Annotated in this window: 11 protein-coding genes; all 11 read left to right on the top strand. The window is 39.5% G+C overall.

Features of this window, described 5'->3' with window-relative positions; translation table 11 throughout:
• Positions 1-128: 128 nt before the first annotated feature.
• The 11 genes from H8S17_RS02305 to H8S17_RS02355 all read left to right on the top strand — a co-directional run bounded on the left by H8S17_RS02305 (position 129) and on the right by H8S17_RS02355 (position 21,098).
• Positions 129-1,751, top strand: a complete 1,623-nt coding sequence (locus tag H8S17_RS02305; protein WP_186866055.1) for a response regulator transcription factor — start codon at positions 129-131, stop codon at positions 1,749-1,751.
• A 29-nt stretch (positions 1,752-1,780) separates the two neighbouring features.
• On the top strand, positions 1,781-6,460 hold the full coding sequence (locus tag H8S17_RS02310; RefSeq protein WP_186866056.1) for a leucine-rich repeat domain-containing protein: 4,680 nt from the start codon (positions 1,781-1,783) through the stop codon (positions 6,458-6,460).
• Positions 6,461-7,903 carry a sensor histidine kinase gene (locus tag H8S17_RS02315; RefSeq protein WP_186866057.1) on the top strand — a complete coding sequence of 481 codons (1,443 nt, stop codon included), beginning with the start codon at positions 6,461-6,463 and terminating at the stop codon, positions 7,901-7,903.
• Positions 7,904-8,072: 169 nt separating this feature from the next.
• A complete protein-coding gene (locus tag H8S17_RS02320; protein ID WP_186866058.1) occupies positions 8,073-9,140 on the top strand; it encodes an ABC transporter substrate-binding protein in 1,068 nt (355 codons plus the stop codon).
• A 151-nt stretch (positions 9,141-9,291) separates the two neighbouring features.
• On the top strand, positions 9,292-10,782 hold the full coding sequence (locus H8S17_RS02325) for a sugar ABC transporter ATP-binding protein (RefSeq protein WP_186866198.1): 1,491 nt from the start codon (positions 9,292-9,294) through the stop codon (positions 10,780-10,782).
• 2 nt (positions 10,783-10,784) lie between these two features.
• Positions 10,785-11,867: an ABC transporter permease gene (locus H8S17_RS02330; RefSeq protein ID WP_186866059.1), complete on the top strand. Its 1,083-nt coding sequence runs from the start codon at positions 10,785-10,787 to the stop codon at positions 11,865-11,867.
• Between the two features lie 2 nt (positions 11,868-11,869).
• Positions 11,870-12,889 (top strand): ABC transporter permease subunit, encoded by a 1,020-nt coding sequence (locus H8S17_RS02335; protein ID WP_186866060.1) that lies wholly within the window; start codon positions 11,870-11,872, stop codon positions 12,887-12,889.
• A gap of 114 nt (positions 12,890-13,003) precedes the next feature.
• On the top strand, positions 13,004-14,713 hold the full coding sequence (locus H8S17_RS02340) for a methyl-accepting chemotaxis protein (protein ID WP_186866061.1): 1,710 nt from the start codon (positions 13,004-13,006) through the stop codon (positions 14,711-14,713).
• A 49-nt stretch (positions 14,714-14,762) separates the two neighbouring features.
• Positions 14,763-15,821, top strand: a complete 1,059-nt coding sequence (locus H8S17_RS02345; RefSeq protein ID WP_330595596.1) for an ABC transporter substrate-binding protein — start codon at positions 14,763-14,765, stop codon at positions 15,819-15,821.
• Positions 15,822-15,826: 5 nt separating this feature from the next.
• A complete protein-coding gene (locus H8S17_RS02350; protein ID WP_186866062.1) occupies positions 15,827-17,299 on the top strand; it encodes a response regulator transcription factor in 1,473 nt (490 codons plus the stop codon).
• A gap of 382 nt (positions 17,300-17,681) precedes the next feature.
• Entirely contained in the window at positions 17,682-21,098 is a 3,417-nt protein-coding gene (locus H8S17_RS02355) for a family 43 glycosylhydrolase (protein WP_186866063.1), read from the top strand.
• Positions 21,099-21,196: the final 98 nt, after the last annotated feature.

A 21,196-nucleotide genomic window follows, 5' to 3' on the forward strand; every position in this document is an offset into this window, starting at 1 on the left:
GTGTCCTGTTTTTTTGTATTCCGGAAAAAGTCAGGCATTGCGTTGAACCCTTATAAGATGATATAATAAAATATAAAGCTGAAAAATAAAAAACATTTTCACAAAGAGAAATGAACAGGTAGAACAATATGATAAAAGTATTTTTAGTAGAAGATGAGATTATTATACGTGAAGCGATTCACAAGATGATTCCATGGGCAGAATACGGTTTTGAACTCATCGGAGAGGCAAAAGACGGAGAAATGGCACTTCCGCTGATCAAAAAGAGTAAGCCGGATGTTCTGATCACCGACATTAAAATGCCATTTATGGATGGACTGACTTTAAGCAGACTTGTGAAAAAAGATCTGCCGAATACTAAGATCATCATTATCAGCGGTTATGATGATTTCGATTATGCCAGACAGGCAATTACATTAGGTATCGAACAATACCTTTTAAAACCGATCAGCAAAGATGAGTTTTTAGAGGTATTAGAGGGAATCCGTTCCAAATATAAAAAAGAGAACGAGCAGAAGCTGTATTACCAGAAATTTGAAAATGAGATCAAGGCATATGAAAAGAATGCCCAGAGAGATTTCTTTGAACTGTTAGTTTCTGAAGATGTAGATCTGCAGAGAATCTATGAGCAGGCAGACAGACTGCAGATCGACATTATGGCACAGTGCTATAATTTAGTGTTATTTGATATTGGCGCAAAGTCCGATTATCAGAACGTCGGGGACAGATATTCAAACGATGCTGCAGATGTACAGAATAAGATTGATGAGTTTTTTATCAATAACCGGAGTTACCAGTTATTCCGTAACCAGCAGTTCAATTATGCAGTACTGATCAAGGGTGATGAAAATGAGATCGGACAGATTACCGCAGAATGTATCGAATTTTTAAAGACGACATTTGAACAGAATGGAACCTTAGAATGGTTTGTCTGTGCAGGTAAGAGCGTTGAGCGTTTAAGCATGATGAGTGAGTGTTACAAAGAAGCGATGAAATCTTTTGCCTACCGCTATTTAGGCTATCGTTATGTATTTTCTTATGAGAATATAGAAAAAACTGAAAAAGATGAAGATATGAACCTTCAGAATATTGATATGAATGCTGTTAAGCAGGAGATCATCTATAATTTTCTGTTCAATGCACTAGATGAGGAAGTAGATAGTTTTGTGAAGAATTATTTGCAGATGATCGGCGGCGAGGCAATGCGTTCAAAGATGTTCCAACAGTATATTCTGTTGAATCTGCATTTCTGTCTGACAAGTTTTGCAGAAAAATTAGGTTATGACAAAACAGAGATCGACGATTCCCTGAAGTTCATCGTAGATGAGAGGATCAAGTCTACAGAAGATTTAGAAAAGATCATCGGTTCTATCTTGCGCAAAGGGATCAGGCTGCGTGAGGAACGCTCAAAGGGACGAAACCAGAGTGTGATCCGTACAGCATTACAATATATGGAGGAGAATTTTACAGATGATTCTCTGACACTAAACCGCGTGGCAGGTGTTGCGAATGTCAGTGCAAACCATTTCAGTGCCTTGTTCAGTCAGGAAATGGGACAGACATTTATCGAATATTTAACACAGCTTCGTATGAACCGTGCCAAAGAGCAGCTTCGATGTACCGATATGCGGTCAGGAGAGATCGCATTAGAAGTCGGTTACAAAGATCCGCATTATTTCAGTTTCTTATTTAAGAAGACACAGGGGTGTACACCAAGCGAATACCGGAATCAGACGCGTTCGCAGAAATAAAAGTTCAGGGTATATAGAAGGGAGATAGAATGAAAAAGTTATTATTGCAGACAGGAACATTTTTTTTATTTGTACTTACCGTATTGCTGTTTCGCACAGGAGGTTTTCAGGTACAGGCAGCAGAAGAAAAGACATTAGAACCGGTAGAATATATCAACCGTTATTATGATGAAGAAAAGGGAAAAGTGATCAGCGAATCAGAAGTATGTGAAGAGTATAAGGTTCTGACGGCAGGTATGACTACTTTGAATAACGGCTGGTACGTGGTAAATGGCAATGTTGAAAGCAGTGGAGATATCGAGATCCGTGGAGATGTCAGAGTGATCATAGAAGATGGAATGCAGTGGGCGCTTTACGATCACCATATCCATGTTACGGGAACTAACAGATTTACAATATATGCAGGAGCAGGGCAGACCGGAGAGTTGGTGGTCACAAAATATTATAATGATGACGGAAAGGCAAGTATCGGCGGTGATGGGGCAGACTCTGTGGAAAATGGTGAAAGCTGCGGTATGATCACATTCAATGGTGGAAAAGTGACGATCAAAAGAGGATTTGGTGGAACAACAATCGGAACCGGAAAATATGGAAATGGTGGACATATTGTGATCAATGCCGGAACGTTGTCCTGTGTATCGGAACCGAATCCATTGAATGGAGCAAATATCGGAAGCGGTACAGATGGAAGCGGAGTTGAGATCGAGATGAATGGCGGAGATGTTACGACACAGGGAGATGTTTCTGTAGCAGATAGCGGCTATACTTTATTTGGGAGGCTGACCGATCAGGTGACAATGAATGGAGGTTTACTGACGACAAGATTCTGGAGTGAAACAGGAACGAAAAAAGTGAACCTGATCAGTCCATCCTTTACATATAACAGTGGTGTTGTGAAGAATGCTTATAACCGGATTATCACAGTCAGAAATATGAAAGAAGATGTGACCGTACCGGAAAATTATGTAATGACGGTGGCAGAAGATGAAACACTGACAGTACCGCAAGGGGTACAGCTTGTGAACAATGGAATCATCCGTTCTTATGGAACACTGATCAATCATGGAACAATCACAAATAATGGTACATTTCAGATCAATGAAAAAATCACAGGTACAGGAATCTATACCGGAACAGAAGCACTTGTTGCAAAGAATGTGATAATTCCGGAGAGTGAACATATATCAGTTTCTTCCGGTAAATTAGTACAGCGGGTAATGCCGGGGGATGCAATGGAAAAAGTAGTCCTTACAGTTGAGGATGGATACGAATTTGCAAAAGGAGATGTAACACAGGAATATAGTGGGATCAAAGTGATAAAAAAGGATTTGAGAACACTTGTGATTTCCGGAGATCTTGCAACAGATGCAGCAGAAGATGTAGAGATCACAATTCCAAAGGTGAGTTTAAGTGCACAGGGAATAGAACTTGTCATCACTGTAGATGCAGTGGCAGGAGAAAAACTCCCTGATACAGTACAGATAGCAGAAAATGCAGGTACGCTCCAAAGCATAACCTACTATTTAGATGGAAATGCAATCGCAGATGCTGCTTCCGATGGCTATGAATATGGTGTGAAAATGATCATAGAGCCGGCAGAAGGTACAGCATTTTCGGCTCTTACCACAGCAAAGATCAATGGCATAGATGCACAGACCATTATCAATCCGGAAGATGGTACAGCGCAGATCACCGGTATCATACCGGCAGTCATAGAATATGGAGCATTTTATATTGACCGGACGTACGATCCGGCTGCAAAAAAGGTGGTTTCAGAATTAAAGGAATGTAAAGAGTTTCACCGTCTGGCAACAGCAGAATGGACAGATGGCTGGTATTATGTGACACAGAATACAGGTTTGTGGCATGTCACCGTAAAGGGTGATGTCAGATTGATATTAGCAGATGGTGTGACACTTAGCGTGTCCGATAACATCGATGTTCCGATAGGATCATCACTTACCATCTACGGTCAGGAGAACCAGACAGGAACGTTAAATGCAAGAAATGCAGACAGGGCAAATTATCCGGCGGTCGGTAATGTGTTTAGCTGCGGAAAGATCGTGATCAATGGAGGAATCATCAAAGCCCGTACCTATTCGAGCTCTTATGCCGGAATCGGATCAACAGGAGCGGAGATAACGATCAATGGCGGTCTGATTGATGCATCTTCCGGATATGGATATGATATAAAAGGAGCTAAGGTGATGATCCATGGTGGAGAGATCACCACAAACAACAAAGGAATCGCTGCAAGCGTTGAACAGAATGGAGGTATCTGGACAGACGTTACAAATCATAAAGTGTCAGCAGCGGCGGAACTTTCTAAGGACGTTGAGATCGCAGAAGGTAGCAGGATGACAGTGCCGGAGGGAGCAGTACTTACAATACCGGAAGGAGTGGCATTGAAAAATAATGGTGTACTGACAGTTTTAGGATCAGTTGATAATCAGGGAACATGGATAAACAATGGAACGATCAGGATTGGATCTGCCGAACAGCTATCCGGTAAGGACATCACAGATAATGGCACCGGTCAGTACAGTCAGTATTTAAGCGCGAATGAGATCGTAGTGCCGTCTGGACTTACTTATACAGGAGAAGACCAGACAGAAGCAGTCAAAGCAGTGATCGCTCTAAAGCCTGAACAGACAGAAGGTGTTACTGCATTAGGACAGACATTTGAGAAAGATAATAACACCGATGACTGGAGTTATGAGATCAAAAAGCGTGGAAATGTTGTAAACGAAGTCAAAGAGGAAGGTACTTATACCGTTGTTTATACCTATACGGAAATTACGATCATGAAAGATTTTGCGATCGGACGGTTTGAACTGACTGAAGATATGATGAGCGGAATCGAAGATACTTATTATTTTACAGGAAAAGGAGTCGAACCTGTTCCGGTGATCACTTCTTATGATGGAACCGTTTTTGAAAATGGATGGGACTATCAGGTGACCTATGAAAACAATACAGAGCCTGGAACTGCAACCATGACGGTCAAGGGAACGACAAGCTGTATGGGAGAATTTTCCACCACATTTTCTATCCGGTATTTAGAAATGCCGGAACTGATGTTACAGGCAACAGAAGGCAAAAATGGGTATTATATATCCGATGTAATGTTAAGCAGTGAGGGATATCAGATTGCAGAAGTACCATCAGAGGATACAGCAGTCAGAAAATTAGAATGGAAAGATGTATTAACTTACTCAGAAGATGGCAATTATACAAAGAATATCCGGTTTAAAAATAAATCCGGTGCAGTCACAGATGTGAAAAATGTGACATTCAAGCTCGATCAGACAGGACCGGCAGCAAATATCCGTATCGGAGCCAAAGATTACCAGGATGAACTGCACGACGAACTTGTTTATCAACATTACAGATTAGATCAGAATGAAGTTTTGATCCAGTGTGAAGACCAGGCAAGCCAGACAGCTTCTGTAGAATACCTGATCTCACAGGAAAAACTCACAGCCGGGGAATTAGCCAGTGAAAAATGTGAATGGCAGCCATATGACGAAGAACGGAAACCTTCTATATTAAATGATACAAACCAGATCGTTTATGTAAAAACGACAGATCATGCCGGAAATGTAAATTATGCAGGAACGGAAGGAATCTATGTAGATACAGTAGCACCAAAGGTAACGGAACTTGCGATTTCTGCTGATCAGGATACATTAAAAGAAACGCAGTTTACATTCTCATTTCGAACAGATGAAGCAGGAAGTTATTTCTATGCAGTACTTTTAGCAGATGAAGATGCACCGGATGCAGATCACATTTTAGAAATGGCAGCGGGAAATGCCGTTGGCAGTACAAAAAACAGTACAGCAGACAGTAAGGCAGCCGCATGTGGAATGGGAACAGTCGCACAGGAAGATATGACAGAAGAAGGAACGGCACTTGTGACAGAGCAGGTAACGGGACTTTTAGCAGATACGGCATATAAAGTATACGTTGTAGTGCAGGATGAGATTTATGACATCTCAAAAGAGGCTCGGGGAGTGTTGGTACATAACAAATCCGAAGTATTTGCAAGTGATATGCAAAAGACAGCAAAGCATATCCCACAGGATAATGGTAAAAAAACAGAAGATACAACGAATAACAGCAGTACATCAGATAACAGCAAAACATCAGATAACAGCAAAACATCAGATAACAGCAATACGGCAGATAATACCAGGACACCAGACCAGACACAGCCGGATACACCATCTGTAGAGTTAGATAAACGCTACCGGATCACAGGAGCAGCTACAGCAGAATATGTAGGACCTGTTTCAACGGATAAGAAAAAAGTAGTGATCTCAGATAGCATAGAATACAATGGCAAAGTTTATAAAGTAACTTCCATTGCAAAAAATGCATTTATGAACAACAAACGGATCACAGAAGTCGTTGTTGGCAAAAATGTGACCACGATTAAAGATCAGGCATTTGCAAACGCAAAGACGTTAAAGAAAGTTACCTTAGGCAAAAATACTACGAAAATAGGCAAGAATGTATTCAAGGGTTCTAAGAAGTTAAAGACAGTCATCGTAAAATCGACGAAACTTAAGAAAAGTAGCTTGAAGAAGAACACATTTAAGGGCATCACATCGAAAACAACGATCAAAGTGCCAAAGAAGAAAGTAAAGGCATACCGGAAACTCTTTCAGGCGGCAGGACTTGGAAAAAAGGTTAAGGTGAAGTAAATGAGAGAAAAAGTGACTCAGGTCTATCATGATTCAAGTCTTGCAACGAAGATCAGATATTCTTATATGCTGATCAGTGTACCGTTTATACTGCTTCAGATCTTCTGCTTCTATAATTTGTGGAATGTAAACAGAAATTACGAAGATATGATCAACTCGACGGTTGTGGCAAGTGAATTCAGTTTAGATTTTAAGAAAGAATTTGATTATGAAACCTATCTTGTTATCGTAGAGAATAAAACAATTGCAGAGTCGAGTTTAAATGACATGCTTAATGATGCAAACCGGATCGTAAGGGGATTAGAGGAACTGACGGAATCACCGGAGAACAGCAGCCGTTTAGAGAGTGTTAAAAAGTACTTGGAAAATTTAGAGATCTATATCACCCGTATTGAAGAAAATTTAAAAACAGGTAATAAATATGAAGATAATATTGAAATATGGGAAAATGACGTACAGATCGTAACCTCCCTGCTCCGGGAGAGTATCTTTCAGTACATCTATTATGAAGTAAGAGATATCCAGCAGTCGCATGAGAAGTATCAGGCGTTCTTTATGACGATGATCCAGACATCGATCATTGCCTTTGGAGCGATTATGTGCTTGATTGTGATATTATCCTATTATATCCCAAGGAGTATCACGCGGCCGATACGGAAGTTGTGTGAAGTGACTGATCAGGTGGCAAAGGGTGATCTGTCCGTACGGGCGAATGTCCGGTCGGGTGCAGAAGTTTCCGTATTGAATGACTCCTTAAATATGATGATCGATAAGATCAATGAACTGTTAGAACAGGTGACCAAAGAACAGGTCCGTCTGCGCCGGGCAGAGTTTGAACTGTTACAGGCACAGATCAATCCGCATTTCCTATATAACACGTTAGATGCGATCATCTGGTTAGCAGAATGTGGGGAACAGAAGAAAGTGGTAAATATGGTAAGCAGTCTGTCAGAGTTTTTCCGTACTTCTTTAAATCAGGGTAAGGATATCATCACAGTTAAAGAAGAACTGCAGCATGTCAGGAGTTACCTTGAGATCCAGCAGGTATGTTATCAGGATATCATGAAATATGAAATCTTAGTACCTGAACAACTATACCGGTCTCTGATACCAAAGATTACAATACAGCCATTAGTAGAAAATGCGCTTTATCATGGAATTAAAAATAAGCGTGGACAGGGAAAAATTGTAATTACAGGAAGAAGGGAGGATGATTGTTGTCTGATTGAAGTTAGGGATGATGGAATCGGTATCAGCAAAGAACGTTTAGCACAGGTACAGGATAAAATCCAGCATAAAGTGGCTGGAGGAGATGAAATCTATGGTTTATATAATGTGAATGAACGAATCCGCTTGAATTTTGGCGAAAAATACGGAATTTTCATAAAAAGTGTTTACGGAGAAAGTACTGTAGTTACGATTATGCTGCCATATGAGGAATAAATACAATAAAAAAACAAACTTTCTAAATAAAAAAACAAACTTTTAGTAGACTTTAATAAAAAAATGAACTATAATATGAATTATGTGAATGGATTTATCCATTTACAAGGTGTAATATCTAAACTATCAAAAGGATAGTTTCCTTAAAAAAATCATAGGAGGATTTACAATGAAAAAGAAAGTTTTAGCAACTCTTTTAGCAACAACAATGGTATTTGGTTTAGCAGCTTGTGGCAACTCTTCTGACAGTGCTTCTACAGACACAGCTAACGATGCAGCAACAACAGATGACGCTGCAACAGCTGACACAACAGCAACAGATGATGCAGCAGCTGCAGATGACAGCGCTAGCTCAGGAGATTTAATCAAAGTTGGTATCATCAACAACGACCCTAACGAGTCTGGATACCGTACAGCTAATGACAAATCTATGAAAGAAATGTTCACAGCAGAGAACGGATATGAAGCTTCTTTCGCATACAGCCTTAAGAACGACGAGCAGATCACAGCAGCTCAGAAGTTCATCCAGGATGGTGTTGATTACTTACTTCTTTCCGCAGCAGACGTATCTGGTTGGGATTCTGTATTACAGGATGTAGCAGATGCAGGCGTAAGAGTAATCTTATTCGACCGTACAATCGACGCTGACGAAAGCCTTTACGAAGCATCTATCGTATCTGATATGGCTAAAGAAGGTGAAACAGCAGTTACTTGGTTAAAAGATCAGGGACTTGACGAATACAATATCATTCACCTTCAGGGTGTTATGGGATCTGCAGCTCAGGTTGGACGTTCCGGAGCACTTGATGAAGCTGTAAAAAATGACGGATGGAAACTTGTTACACAGCAGACAGCTGAATGGAACGCAGAGAAAGCACAGCAGATCGTACAGTCTGTAATCGATTCTGGCGAGAAATTCAACGTAATTTACGCTGAGAGCGATGATATGGCTAAAGGTGCTGTAGCAGCTCTTGATAAAGCTAACATCTCCCATGGTGTAGGCAAAGACGTAGTCGTTATGGGATTTGACTGCAATAAGTGGGCATTAGAAGAATTATTAAACCAGAACTGGAACTACGATGGACAGTGTAACCCATTCCAGGCTACATACATTGATGAAGTTATCAAAACAATCGAAGGCGGCGGAGAAGTTGCTGAGAAGACAATCATCATGGATGAAAAAGGATTTGATGCTACAACAATCACACAGGATGATGTTGATTCATATGGTATCTAATCAGTAGGACTATTGAAAAGGATAGTTTACTGACATGATGGAAGGCGCAGGGTGTAGCGTAAGCGATAATATTGTACGCTTCTCTGCGCTTTCTTTCCGAAAAAATATAGAAGAGGAGTGAATACTCGTGAGAGATAAAGCTGTATTGGAAATGAAAAATATCCACAAAAGCTTCCCGGGAGTACGCGCATTACAGGCAGTGGACTTTACACTTTGCGAAGGCGAGATCCACGCACTGATGGGCGAGAATGGTGCCGGAAAATCTACCTTGATCAAGGTTTTAACCGGAGTTTACTCGAAAGATAGTGGAGATATTTTCCTTAAGGGACATGATAAAGCTGTTGCTATCCATTCCCCGCAGGATGCACAAAATTTAGGAATTAGTACTGTATATCAGGAAATCACACTTTGTCCAAATCTTTCCGTTGCAGAAAATATGTTTATTGGTCGTACAAAGGGCTTCGGACAGAACTGGAAAAAGATGAATGCAGAAGCAGATAGAATCTTAAAATCATTAGATATCCCGGCAAAGGCAACTCAGCAGTTAGGAAGCTGTTCTTTAGCAGTACAGCAGATGATTGCTATTGGCCGTGCTGTTGATATGGACTGTAAGGTATTGATCTTAGATGAGCCGACTTCTTCCCTTGATGAAGGAGAAGTAGAAAAGCTGTTCAAACTTATGCGCGATCTGAAAGCAAAAGGAGTAGGAATCATCTTTGTTACTCACTTCTTAGATCAGGTATATGAAGTATGTGATAAGATCACGGTTTTACGTGACGGACAGTTAGTCGGAGAATACGAAATCGAAAATCTTCCTCGTGTTCAGCTTGTATCAAAAATGTTAGGTAAAGAATTAGATGACATGTCTGATATCAAGAGTGAACAGAGCACATATAAAGACAGTGATAATAATGCACCGGTATTTGAAGCAGCCGGACTTTGCAGTGACGCAGGAATCAAACTGTTTGATTTCTATATTAAAAAAGGTGAAGTTAACGGATTTACAGGTCTGTTAGGTTCCGGACGAAGCGAATGTGTTCGTGCAATCTTCGGAGCTGACAGAATTACAGGCGGAACAGTTAAGAAAAACGGCAAAACAGTTAAGATTACAAAACCGATCGACGCAATGAAGAATGGTATTGCATATCTTCCTGAAGACCGTAAGAGAGATGGTATCGTCGGAGATCTTTCCGTTCGTGACAATATTATCCTTGCTTTACAGGTAATGCAGGGCTTCTTCAAACCAATCTCTAAAGCACAGGCATACAAATATGCAGATGAATATATTAAACTCCTGTCAATTAAGACAGCTTCTGCAGATACACCGATCAAATCTCTTTCCGGTGGTAACCAGCAGAAAGTATTGATTGGTCGTTGGCTGCTTACACATCCTGAGTATCTGATCTTAGACGAGCCGACCCGTGGTATCGATGTTGGTACAAAGATTGATATTCAGAAATTAGTGCTTAAGCTTGCTTCAGAAGGTATGAGTGTAACATTCATTTCTTCCGAAACAGATGAAATGCTGCGTACATGTTCACGTTTAGTCGTAATGCGTGACCGTAAAGTAGTAGGCGAGCTTTCAGGCGAAGACTTGACTCAGAATAAGATCATGAGCACGATTGCCGGAGGTGACAAATAAACATGAAAGACATGAAAACAAAGTTTAGTGTAAAAAACATATTTAGAAATCAGATTTTTATTCCGATTGCAGCTATGCTTTTACTGTTGATCTTCAACCTGATCTTAGATCCTTCATTCTTCAAGGTTACATTAGGTTATAACAGTGCAGGCAATCCAGTATTGTCCGGTTATCTGATTACAATCTTAGATTCAGGTTCCGAACTTGCAATCCTTGCGATCGGTATGACATTAGTTACAGCTGCAACAGGTGGACAGGACATCAGTGTTGGCGCCACAGCAGCTATCGCAGGTAGTGTTATCTTACGTGTACTCTGTGGTGGAAATTCCAGACCGGAACATATGCAGGCTCCGATCATCGTAGCTTTCCTTGTAGCAGTACTTGCATCTATGCTTTGTGGTGCATTTAACGGTATTCTGGTTGCATACTTTAAGATCCAGCCGATGGTCGCAACCTTGATCCTTTATACAGCAGGACGTTCGATTGCTGCTTGGATCAACAACAACGAACTTCCGGTTATCAGTGATGAATCATTCTCTTACTTTGGAGGATTTATCCCTGGAATCTGTATCCCGACACCGTTCTTGATCGCATTACTGTGCATTATTGTAACAGTATTGGTTATGAAATTTACAACTTTAGGCTTATATACACAGGCTGTTGGTATCAATGAACATTCATCTAAACTGAATGGTTTGAATCCTATTTTCATCAAATTCATTACATTCGTAATCTTAGGTGTTTGTGTAGCAGTTGTTGGTTTGATCAAAGTAAGCCGTATTTCAACAATTAACTATTCTGTAATTGCAAAAGATATCGAAATGGATGCAATCTTAGCAGTTGCATTAGGTGGAAATGCATTAGGTGGTGGTAAGTTCAACATGACAGCATCTATCATTGGTGCTTATGTAATCCAGTGTCTGACTACTACACTTTACAAATTTAACGTACAGTCTGATGCTCTTCCAGCATATAAGGCAGTTGTCGTTATCCTCCTTGTAGTATCTAGTGCTCCTACAGTAAGAGCATGGTTTACTAAGACATGGGCAGGCATTACAGCGAAAAATGTAAAGGAGGTTGGCTAAAAATGCAGAAATCTAAATTTAGTTTAAAGAACCTTACCGATACAAACCTGTTGCTTATGATCACAATCGTAGTATTCTTTGTAATGTATATTGCTGCGATGATTTTCTTAAAAGCCGGATTTTTAAAACCACAGACATTCTTTAATATCTTAAATGCAAATGCATCTTTGATCATTGTATCTTGTGGAATGAGCCTTGTAATGATTACCGGTGGAATCGATATTTCAGTCGGTGGTGTTGTTGCTTTAGTAAGTATGTGCTGTGCAGTATACTTAGATTTCCATAACGGAAGTGTATTTGGCGCTGTACTGATCGCACTTGCAATCGGACTTGGATTTGGTATTGTACAGGGATTCTTAGTAGCATACTTAGATATCCAGCCATTCATCGTCAGTTTAGCAGGCATGTTCTTTGCCCGTGGTATGACAACGATTGTTAATACAAATCCGTTTAACGTATCTAATGAGCAGTTCGTCGCAGCTAAAAATACCCGTGTGATCATTCCGGGATTAGGAACTATGAACAAACTTGGTAAATATGTAGATGCATACGTTGAGATCGGTGTAGTTGTTGCACTTATCATTGTCGTATTATTCTTCTGTTTACTCAGATGGACAAAACTAGGACGTTCTTTCTACGCAGTTGGTGGTAATCAGCAGAGTGCATTGATGCTTGGTATCAATGTTAAAAGAACAAAATTCATCTCACATCTGCTTTGCAGCCTTATGGCAGGAATCGGTGGATTCGTATACTTCTTACATGTAGGATCCGGATCTGCATCCCATGCGATGGGTATGGAAATGAACGCAATCGCTTCATCAATCATCGGTGGTACAATGTTAACTGGTGGTGTTGGTAATATTATCGGAACATTCTTCGGTGTATTATCCTTAAGTACGATCCAGAACATCGTTTCATCTGTTGGTCTTGATCAGGCATGGTGGACAGGAATCACAATTGCAGCTATGCTTTGCTTATTCTTAGTAGTTCAGAGTGTTGTTATCGCTCGGAAAAAGAGGTAGAGGTACTACCTCTTTTTCCTACATCTAGTTATAAAATGTGCGGGCAGGCATAGAAATATCCTGCCTGTATATGTATTTACAGAGAAAATCCCATTGATAAAAGGAGAAATTGAGGTGAAGAGCGTGAAAAAAGAAAGAACAAAAACAAAGAAAAAACCTATGAATAAAGCTGATAAAAAGGCTGAAAAGAAGGGCTTTAAATTAAGTTTGTTTGCAATGCTCATAACGCTCTCGTTAATTCCACTGATACTATCAGTGGCGGTTATCAGCGTCACATCTTTATATGTTACAAGGAACAATTTAGAGAAAGCGACAAAAGATGCGCTTTATGTAACTTCAAATAACCTGGCAAGCTATTGTCATCAGAATGAAATTACAGCGATCAATGCTTCTAACTATTTTGAATATCTCGACAGCTTGAAGGAACAAAAGATTGAGATGGCAATTTTGATAGAGGGAGCAGTGGGTACAACTTCTATTAAAAATGAAAACGATTTCAGAGTAAGGGATATTCCGTATGAAGTATCAGAGACGGGTTATTATGATAAGAATGTGGTGATCGAAGGGCAGACGTATTATGCTTATTATATGCCGATCATTTCTGATGATGGAGTGATTGGAATGGCATTTGCCGGACAGTTGAAAAATGATGTACAGGCTACGATCGTTGCTACAGCACGGATTTTTGTTGTGATCGCAATTATCTTAACAATTTTATTTTCTGTTATAGCATTGATCATCAGCAAGAGACTTGCAAAGTCATTTACAACCGTAGGGAAAAATGTCAATGCTTTATCAGAAGGTATTTTAAAGAAACAGAACACACACTCGAGTCTCGTCAAAGAAATGAATGCGTTATTATCTGAAACAGGTATCATGCAGGAAAACTTGAATACAACGATCGGTAAAGTGAAAGATGTGTCACAGGGACTGGTTGGAAATATTTCTGAGGTTACGGGACTAAGCGAGAGCAGCAGTGAACGTGCAAAGAGGATCACAAGTTCTATCGATGAATTGTCTTCTGCAACAATGGCTATGGCAGATAATGTACAGGATATCAATATGCAGATGATTGAGATCGGTAATTGTGTGAATGATATTTCCGGAAATGTCAATCAGTTATATGATAGTTCAGAAACAATCGTAAAATCCAGTGATGAAGCTAAGGAAAATATGGATATCATTTTGAAGAACAGCGAGGAGTCTGTAACAGCTGTCAATGATATCACAACACAGATCAAACAGACGAATGATTCTATCGCAGAGATCGATCAGGCAGTAGAATTGATCCTTTCCATTTCAGAACAGACAAATCTGTTGAGTTTAAATGCTTCCATCGAAGCAGCAAGAGCAGGAGAAGCAGGCAGAGGGTTTGCAGTTGTTGCTGAGGAGATCAGACACTTATCCGAGCAGAGTGCGGAAGGTGCCGAAATGATCAAGAACTTAGCAAAGACAATTACAGATAAATCCGAGAAGTCTGTCAGTTTAGCAGAGAAAGTCCGTTCTTTGATCGATATGGAACAGGAGAATCTAAGCCGGGCACAGAGCAAGTATGAAGAATTGAGCGAGGAGATCGATCAGTCAGTAACGGAGATTAAGTCAATTGCAGAAAAGACCGATAATCTGACAGCTTATAAAGAAAAAGTCATTGAAAACGTACAGGGATTAAGTGCGATCAGTGAACAGAATGCAGCAAGCAATGAAGAAGTTAATTCAAATATTCACGAGATCATATCTGAGGTTCAGACAGTAAATGATAATTGTGGAAAGATGAATAATATGGCACAGGAACTTGAGAAGTCTGTATCTTATTTCCAAAATTAGTTATAAATGAATTACAGAACATAGGAATGATAGTATTTAGGAGAGCAAGATGAGAAGAAAGTCTTTTGCCATGATCATGCTTGTGATGCTTTGTATACTTATGGTTTCATGCGGCAGGGATGCAGCTTTTGAACAGGAAGCAGAAGCTACGGAAACTGCCTCATTGAAATCAGACCGGTATATTGTGGTGGGTTTTTCACAGCTTGGTGCAGAGTCCGACTGGAGAAGTGCAAATACGGAATCCATGAAGGAAACATTTACAACAGAAAATGGTTATAAATTAATCTTAGAGGATGGACAGCAGAAACAGGTAAACCAGATTGCTGCCATCCGTAGTTTTATCCAGCAGGACGTGGATTATATTGTATTAGCGCCTGTGACAGAAACCGGCTGGGATACTGTCTTACAGGAAGCAAAAGATGCCGGTATACCGGTAATCATTGTAGACCGTATGGTTGAAGTGTCTGACGAAGACTTATTTACCTGCTGGGTAGGTTCAGATTTTGAACTGGAAGGCAGAAAAGCTGCAGAATGGCTGAATCAGTATGCAAGCCAGAAGAATATTGCAGCGGAAGAGATCCATATTGTAAATATTCAGGGTACGATCGGTTCTTCAGCACAGATCGGACGATCAAGAGGCCTGTTAAAGGCTGTTAATAAGTATGGCTGGGAACTTATGGCAGAAGTAACAGGTGACTTTACGCAGGCAAAAGGCAGGGAAGTCATGGAATCGCTGTTAAAAAAATATGATAATATCAATGTTGTGTATTGTGAGAATGACAATGAAGCCTGTGGAGCAATTGAAGCGATTGAAGCAGCGGGTAAGAAGGTCGGTTCAAATATTACAGACGGCGATATCATGGTAATTTCGTTTGATGGTGTCAAACAGCAGGCGATGGACTATGTAATAGAGGATAAGATTGCCTGTATTGCAGAATGTAATCCACTTCATGGACCGCGTGTGAAAGCAGCAATCGAATTGTTAGAAAAAGGAAAAACACCGGATAAATTATCCTATGTAGATGAAGAACTCTTCAGTGCAAATGAAACCGTTAAAGCCATTACGGTGGATGGGATCACCTATTTAGTGACAATTTTAAGTAAATGATAGATATGGAACATAAATATAAAGTATTAGTGGCAGAAGATGAACCTTTGATTTTAGCCGGATTAAAGTTTTATGTTGAAGAATGGGGATATGCATCTGCCATTGAAGAAGCACATAATGGAAAGGTCGCATTGGAAAAATGTTATTCATTTGCACCGGATATTATTGTATCAGACATCAGAATGCCTGGTATGGATGGGCTTACGATGCTTCAGGAAATAAGAAAAACCGGTTTGAAAACAAAAGTGATCTATTATAGTGGATATGCAGAGTTTGAATATGCCAGAGAAGCAATCAGACTTGGTGCATTTGATTACCTATTAAAACCGATCATTCAGGATAAGCTTTATGAAGTTTTAGATAATGCAGCGGCTGAGATTGATGCAGAAGAAGAGCAGCATTTAGAAATCGGAAGGAAAAGAGAACGAATGGAAGTTGTCTGTGAGTTCTTATGGAGTGGAAGTAATATCTCCTTTGATGAGTTTCAGGAGGATATGGCAATAGAGTTCCCAAAAGATCAGTTTCAGGTTCTTGTTCTTGAAAATACATCATCCGGACAGAAAATAATAACAGAACAGATTTATGGATCCTTTGGAGATATTTATTATTGCCGGATCATGCTCGGAAGTAATAAAATGCTTCTTATTTTGAATGTAGATCAGGCATTACAGAAAGAAGATGCATTAAAGACTGCAGAATTGATCCTTGGAACAAACTTAAAAGGCGGTGTCAGCAGATCTGCCGGAAGAAAATCAAAAGCGGCAGCATTGATGGAAGAGGCTGAGGCAGCATTTGCAACGGAAGAACTGATGGAAGAAACGCAGATTGTAATGTATCAGCCTTTAAATGAAAATGCCGGCTTTTACAAAAAAAGAATCTTGAATGGGATTTCTGAGAATGATATAGAAAAAGTACATGGAATGATAGGATATCTGTGGGACATGATGCAGAAAGAGGAGCTTATGCTCACACATATCATGGATATCTATAATGAACTGGTCACATTATTATCAGAAAAAGATCCATATTATGAACAATATGAAAAAATGGATGTGAACTATATAAGAGAAGTGGTACATACCAAAGCAGAGTTTTATCTGTTTTTTATGAATCTTATTAAAGAGAAAAATGTAGAGTTTTGTAATACAGAAATGACTGTTGATCAGGTAATACAGGAAATTGATGATAATTATCAGACAGAACTTACATTAAGCAGTCTGTGCGAAAAATATCATATCAGTATTTCTTATTTAAGTACAATGATCAAAAAGAAAACAAGGCATACGTTTACAGAATATCTGACAAGTATTCGCATAGAGCATGCAAAAAAATTACTGACAGAAGGAAAACTTACCGTCGGTCAAGTAACAGAGTTAGTCGGATATAATGATTATTTTTACTTTACCAAATTATTTAAAAAATATGTAGGTGTTACACCTAGTAAATATCGTAAAATGTCAACAGACAATAATCAATAGGTGTATAAGATCCTGTATGCAGAACGGATGAAAGGGCAGTCAAAAAGAACTGCTCTTTTTTGATGCGAAAAAGAAATTTGTAATCAAAAGAAGAAAATAAGACAAAAAATAAAGAAATGAGTACATATGAACACTTTGGAAAAATATTTATAATAGTAATGTAGTGAATATGACTACAAATTATTAATATGTGTGTCTGGTTTTATATGTATTTCCTTAAGTAAAACAGTTACAACCTCCCAATTGTTATGTCCCTTTATAAAGACATAGCCAGACACCGGATTTATTATCTCAAAAGAAACAGATAGTGATCTGATTCTGGGATTTGTTACTATAAAAGTATCTAAGTGATAAAAAATATAATGAAAATGGAGGATTATTTATGAAATGGAAACATGTAAAGAATCTGAAAAGATTCGGTGCTGCCGTCATGACAGCTGCACTTACGATCACAGCGCTGCCTGTTTTGGATTTGACAGCATTAGCAGCCGGTAAGGAGATTATCAAAAATGGTACATTTGATTCGGATCTTTCCGGATGGGAAAGCTATGATAATGGTACAATCACCTATTCTGCTGACAAAGGAAATGCAAAAAGAGGAAGTATGAAGATCAGCAGAAGCAAGGATGTCAGCAGTACAGCATCAGTGAAAGCAAATACTGCGGCAGGTGCCTGTGTTGATGTTACCGGAAAAGTACAAGCAGGTCAGACCTACGCAGTAAAAGCATCTTTTTATTATGATGAAGCAGACAACGCAAAATCCTATGATTCCACAAGATTTAACTTATGTATCTTTTTTGGAGCAAGCTGGACGCATGCAGACAGCATCATACAGATGTTAAGTAAAGACGTCGAACGCGGAAAATGGTGTACACTCGAAGGAGAATTTAAAGTACCAGAAGATGCAGATGTATCAAAAGTCCGTATTTTTCCTGAAACGATAGGATGGAAAGCTTCATATAAGGAAGAGGATCTGATCACTTATTATATGGATGATGTCTCTTTCAGAAAAACCGGAGCAGATGCAGATGAACCGGAAGATGTGATCGATCCGGCAACACAGATCAAATTAGAAGCCGGTACGACAAAGACACCGGGAAGAAATAATCCATTGATCGATTATCGATTTGGCGCAGATCCATATGCAATGGAATACAATGGCAGAGTATATGTCTATATGACAAATGATTCCCAACAGTTTGATGCAACAGAGAAAGATGATAAGGGTTATCCGGTAAAAGAAAATTCTTACGATCATATCAATACGATCACAGTGATTTCTTCATCCGACATGGTGAACTGGACAAACCACGGAAATATTCCGGTTGCAGGAGCAAATGGAGCAGCAAAGTGGGCAAAGAACTCCTGGGCACCGGCAGTATGTCACAAGAAGATTGATGGCAAAGAACAGTTCTTCTTATACTTCGCAGATGGCGGCGGCGGAATCGGTGTATTAGAGGCAGACACACCGATCGGACCATTCCATGAACCGGGAGAAGAAGGAAGCAGCCGTCTGATCAAATGGGGTACACAGGCATCGGAAGGTGTTGTATGGTTATTTGATCCGGCAGTATTAGTAGATGATGATGGTACAGGTTATCTGTATTATGGCGGCGGAGTTCCAGCCGGAAAAGAAAATATGCCGGGTACGTCAAGAGTTGTAAAATTAAAAGATAATATGGTGGAGTTAGACGGAGATGCAGCTACAATTCAGGCACCGGCAGTGTTTGAAGATTCCGGTATCCACAAATATAATGATACTTATTATTATACGTATTGTTCAAACTGGAATAATACAGCAGGAACAGGTATTGCCAATATCTGTGTTATGACAAGTGATAATCCGATGGGACCGTTTACCTATCAGGGAATTGCATTTGAAAATCAGAACAAATTCTTTGGAATCGGAGGAAACAACCATCACTGTTTCTTTGATTTTAATGGAAAACATTATTTTACCTATCATGCACAGACAGTAACAAAAGCACTGGGTATTCCAAGTAAAGTGCAGGTATACCGTTCTACACATATTCAGGAAGTAGAATATGATACAGATGGTAAAACCATTAAACCGATCATTGGTACCTATGAAGGTGTTGACCAGACGCAGAATTTAGATCCGTATACAAGGGTAGAAGCGGAAACAATCGGATGGGCGAAAGGAATTACAACAGCAGATTGCGAAGAAACAGGTTCAATGGTAGATAGCATTAACCAGAAAGTAACAGATATTACAGACGGTGATTATATTGCAGTATCTAAAACAGCATTCGGCGATGAAGGTGCAAAGAGTTTTACCATGAAAGCAAAAGCATTAAGCGGTGGCTGTAACGTGGATATCTATCTGGATGCTCCAAATGCAGATAGTGGAAAGAAAATCGGTTCCATTACAATTCCGGTAAATAATGCAGCAGAAAAGAATTTAATGGAAATGGATTACTGGAAATTTGCAAAAGATGATGCAGCAGGTACCGCTGATGATACAACAGCTTCCGAATGGAAAGAATATAGCTGCAATGTTACAGGTGCTACAGGAACACATGATGTATATTTTGTTGTGACAGAGAGTGAAGAAGTAAAGAATCAGAAAGCAGCAGCAGTTGATGCCCTGATTGAAGCGATTGGAACAGTAAGTTACACAGAGGAGTGTAAAGCGAAGATTGATGCAGCAAGAACGGCATACAATGAGCTGGAATTAACAGAAAGAGAAGCTGTTACAAAGTATGATGTTTTAACAGCGGCAGAAGCAGCATATAAGGAAGGATATCATCGTCAGAAAGCAGCAGCGGTAGATGCTTTGATTGATGCGATCGGAACCGTGGAAAATACAGATGCATCTAAGGCGTTGATTGATGCAGCAAGAGATGCATACGATAATTTAAGTGAATTACAGCAGGGATTTGTTGAAAAACTTGCAGTATTAGAAAAAGCAGAAGCAGATTACGCAGCATTAAAAGAACAGGCAAAAACAGATCAGGAGAATCAGAAAGCTGCTGATAAGGTGAAAGAACTTATTACATCCATCGGAACGGTAACGGATTCTACAGAATGTAAAGCGAAGATCGATGCAGCAAGAACTGCGTATGACAAACTGACCGATGCACAGAAAGCACTCGTTGAGAACGCTGATGTATTAACAAAGGCAGAGGAAACGTATCAGACATTAACTAAGAAACCGGCGGATGACAAAAAAGATCCGGCAGATAATGGACAGAAACCGTCAGATACTACAACGAATCCGGGAAATCCATCCAATCCAGTTACTTCCACGCAGCCGGCAGGTGATGCACAGACAGATACACTTGTAGAAGGAAAAGTATATACGGTTGGCAGTTATACTTACCGTATTACGAGTTTAGCAGGAAAAACAGCGGCTGTTACCGGTACAACAAAACAGACAAAAACAATTACCGTTAAAGATACTGTGAAAATTGAGAATGTTTCCTTTAAAATTACTGCGGTAGAGAAAAATGCGTTTAAGGGAAAGAAAAAAGTGACAACTGTCAAGATCGGAAAAAATGTGCAGACGATCGGTGCAAATGCATTCAGTGGCTGCACAAAGTTACAGAAAGTAACCATTAACAGTAAGAATTTGAGTAAGATGGAAGCCAAGGCATTTTATAAATGCAAGAAATTAAAGAACATCAAGATTTCTTCCTTAAAATTGAAAACTGTAGGAAAGAACGCATTTAAGGGAATAGCAAAGAAAGCAAAGATTGATGTTCCAAATAAGAAAGTAAAAGAATATAAGAGATTATTTAAAAAGGGTAATTTAGCAAAAAAATCCATTGTAAAATAATCAGAATGTTAAAGAAAAACATCCTTCGGGGTAATATCTGGAGGGTGTTTTTTCATAATTGAAAATAAGATTAAGAGAAGGATAGAAGATAGATATAT

The sequence above is a fragment of the Roseburia zhanii genome (assembly GCF_014287635.1).
Classification (GTDB): Bacteria; Bacillota; Clostridia; order Lachnospirales; family Lachnospiraceae; genus Roseburia_B; species Roseburia_B zhanii.

Excerpts from the sequence above, each read along its gene's own strand:
- H8S17_RS02305 (WP_186866055.1), top strand. The coding sequence starts at position 129 with ATGATAAAAGTATTTTTAGTAGAAGATGAGATTATTATACGTGAAGCG.
- H8S17_RS02310 (WP_186866056.1), top strand. The coding sequence starts at position 1,781 with ATGAAAAAGTTATTATTGCAGACAGGAACATTTTTTTTATTTGTACTT.
- H8S17_RS02315 (WP_186866057.1), top strand. The coding sequence starts at position 6,461 with ATGAGAGAAAAAGTGACTCAGGTCTATCATGATTCAAGTCTTGCAACG.
- H8S17_RS02320 (WP_186866058.1), top strand. The coding sequence starts at position 8,073 with ATGAAAAAGAAAGTTTTAGCAACTCTTTTAGCAACAACAATGGTATTT.
- H8S17_RS02325 (WP_186866198.1), top strand. The coding sequence starts at position 9,292 with ATGAAAAATATCCACAAAAGCTTCCCGGGAGTACGCGCATTACAGGCA.
- H8S17_RS02330 (WP_186866059.1), top strand. The coding sequence starts at position 10,785 with ATGAAAGACATGAAAACAAAGTTTAGTGTAAAAAACATATTTAGAAAT.
- H8S17_RS02335 (WP_186866060.1), top strand. The coding sequence starts at position 11,870 with ATGCAGAAATCTAAATTTAGTTTAAAGAACCTTACCGATACAAACCTG.
- H8S17_RS02345 (WP_330595596.1), top strand. The coding sequence starts at position 14,763 with ATGAGAAGAAAGTCTTTTGCCATGATCATGCTTGTGATGCTTTGTATA.
- H8S17_RS02350 (WP_186866062.1), top strand. The coding sequence starts at position 15,827 with ATGGAACATAAATATAAAGTATTAGTGGCAGAAGATGAACCTTTGATT.
- H8S17_RS02355 (WP_186866063.1), top strand. The coding sequence starts at position 17,682 with ATGAAATGGAAACATGTAAAGAATCTGAAAAGATTCGGTGCTGCCGTC.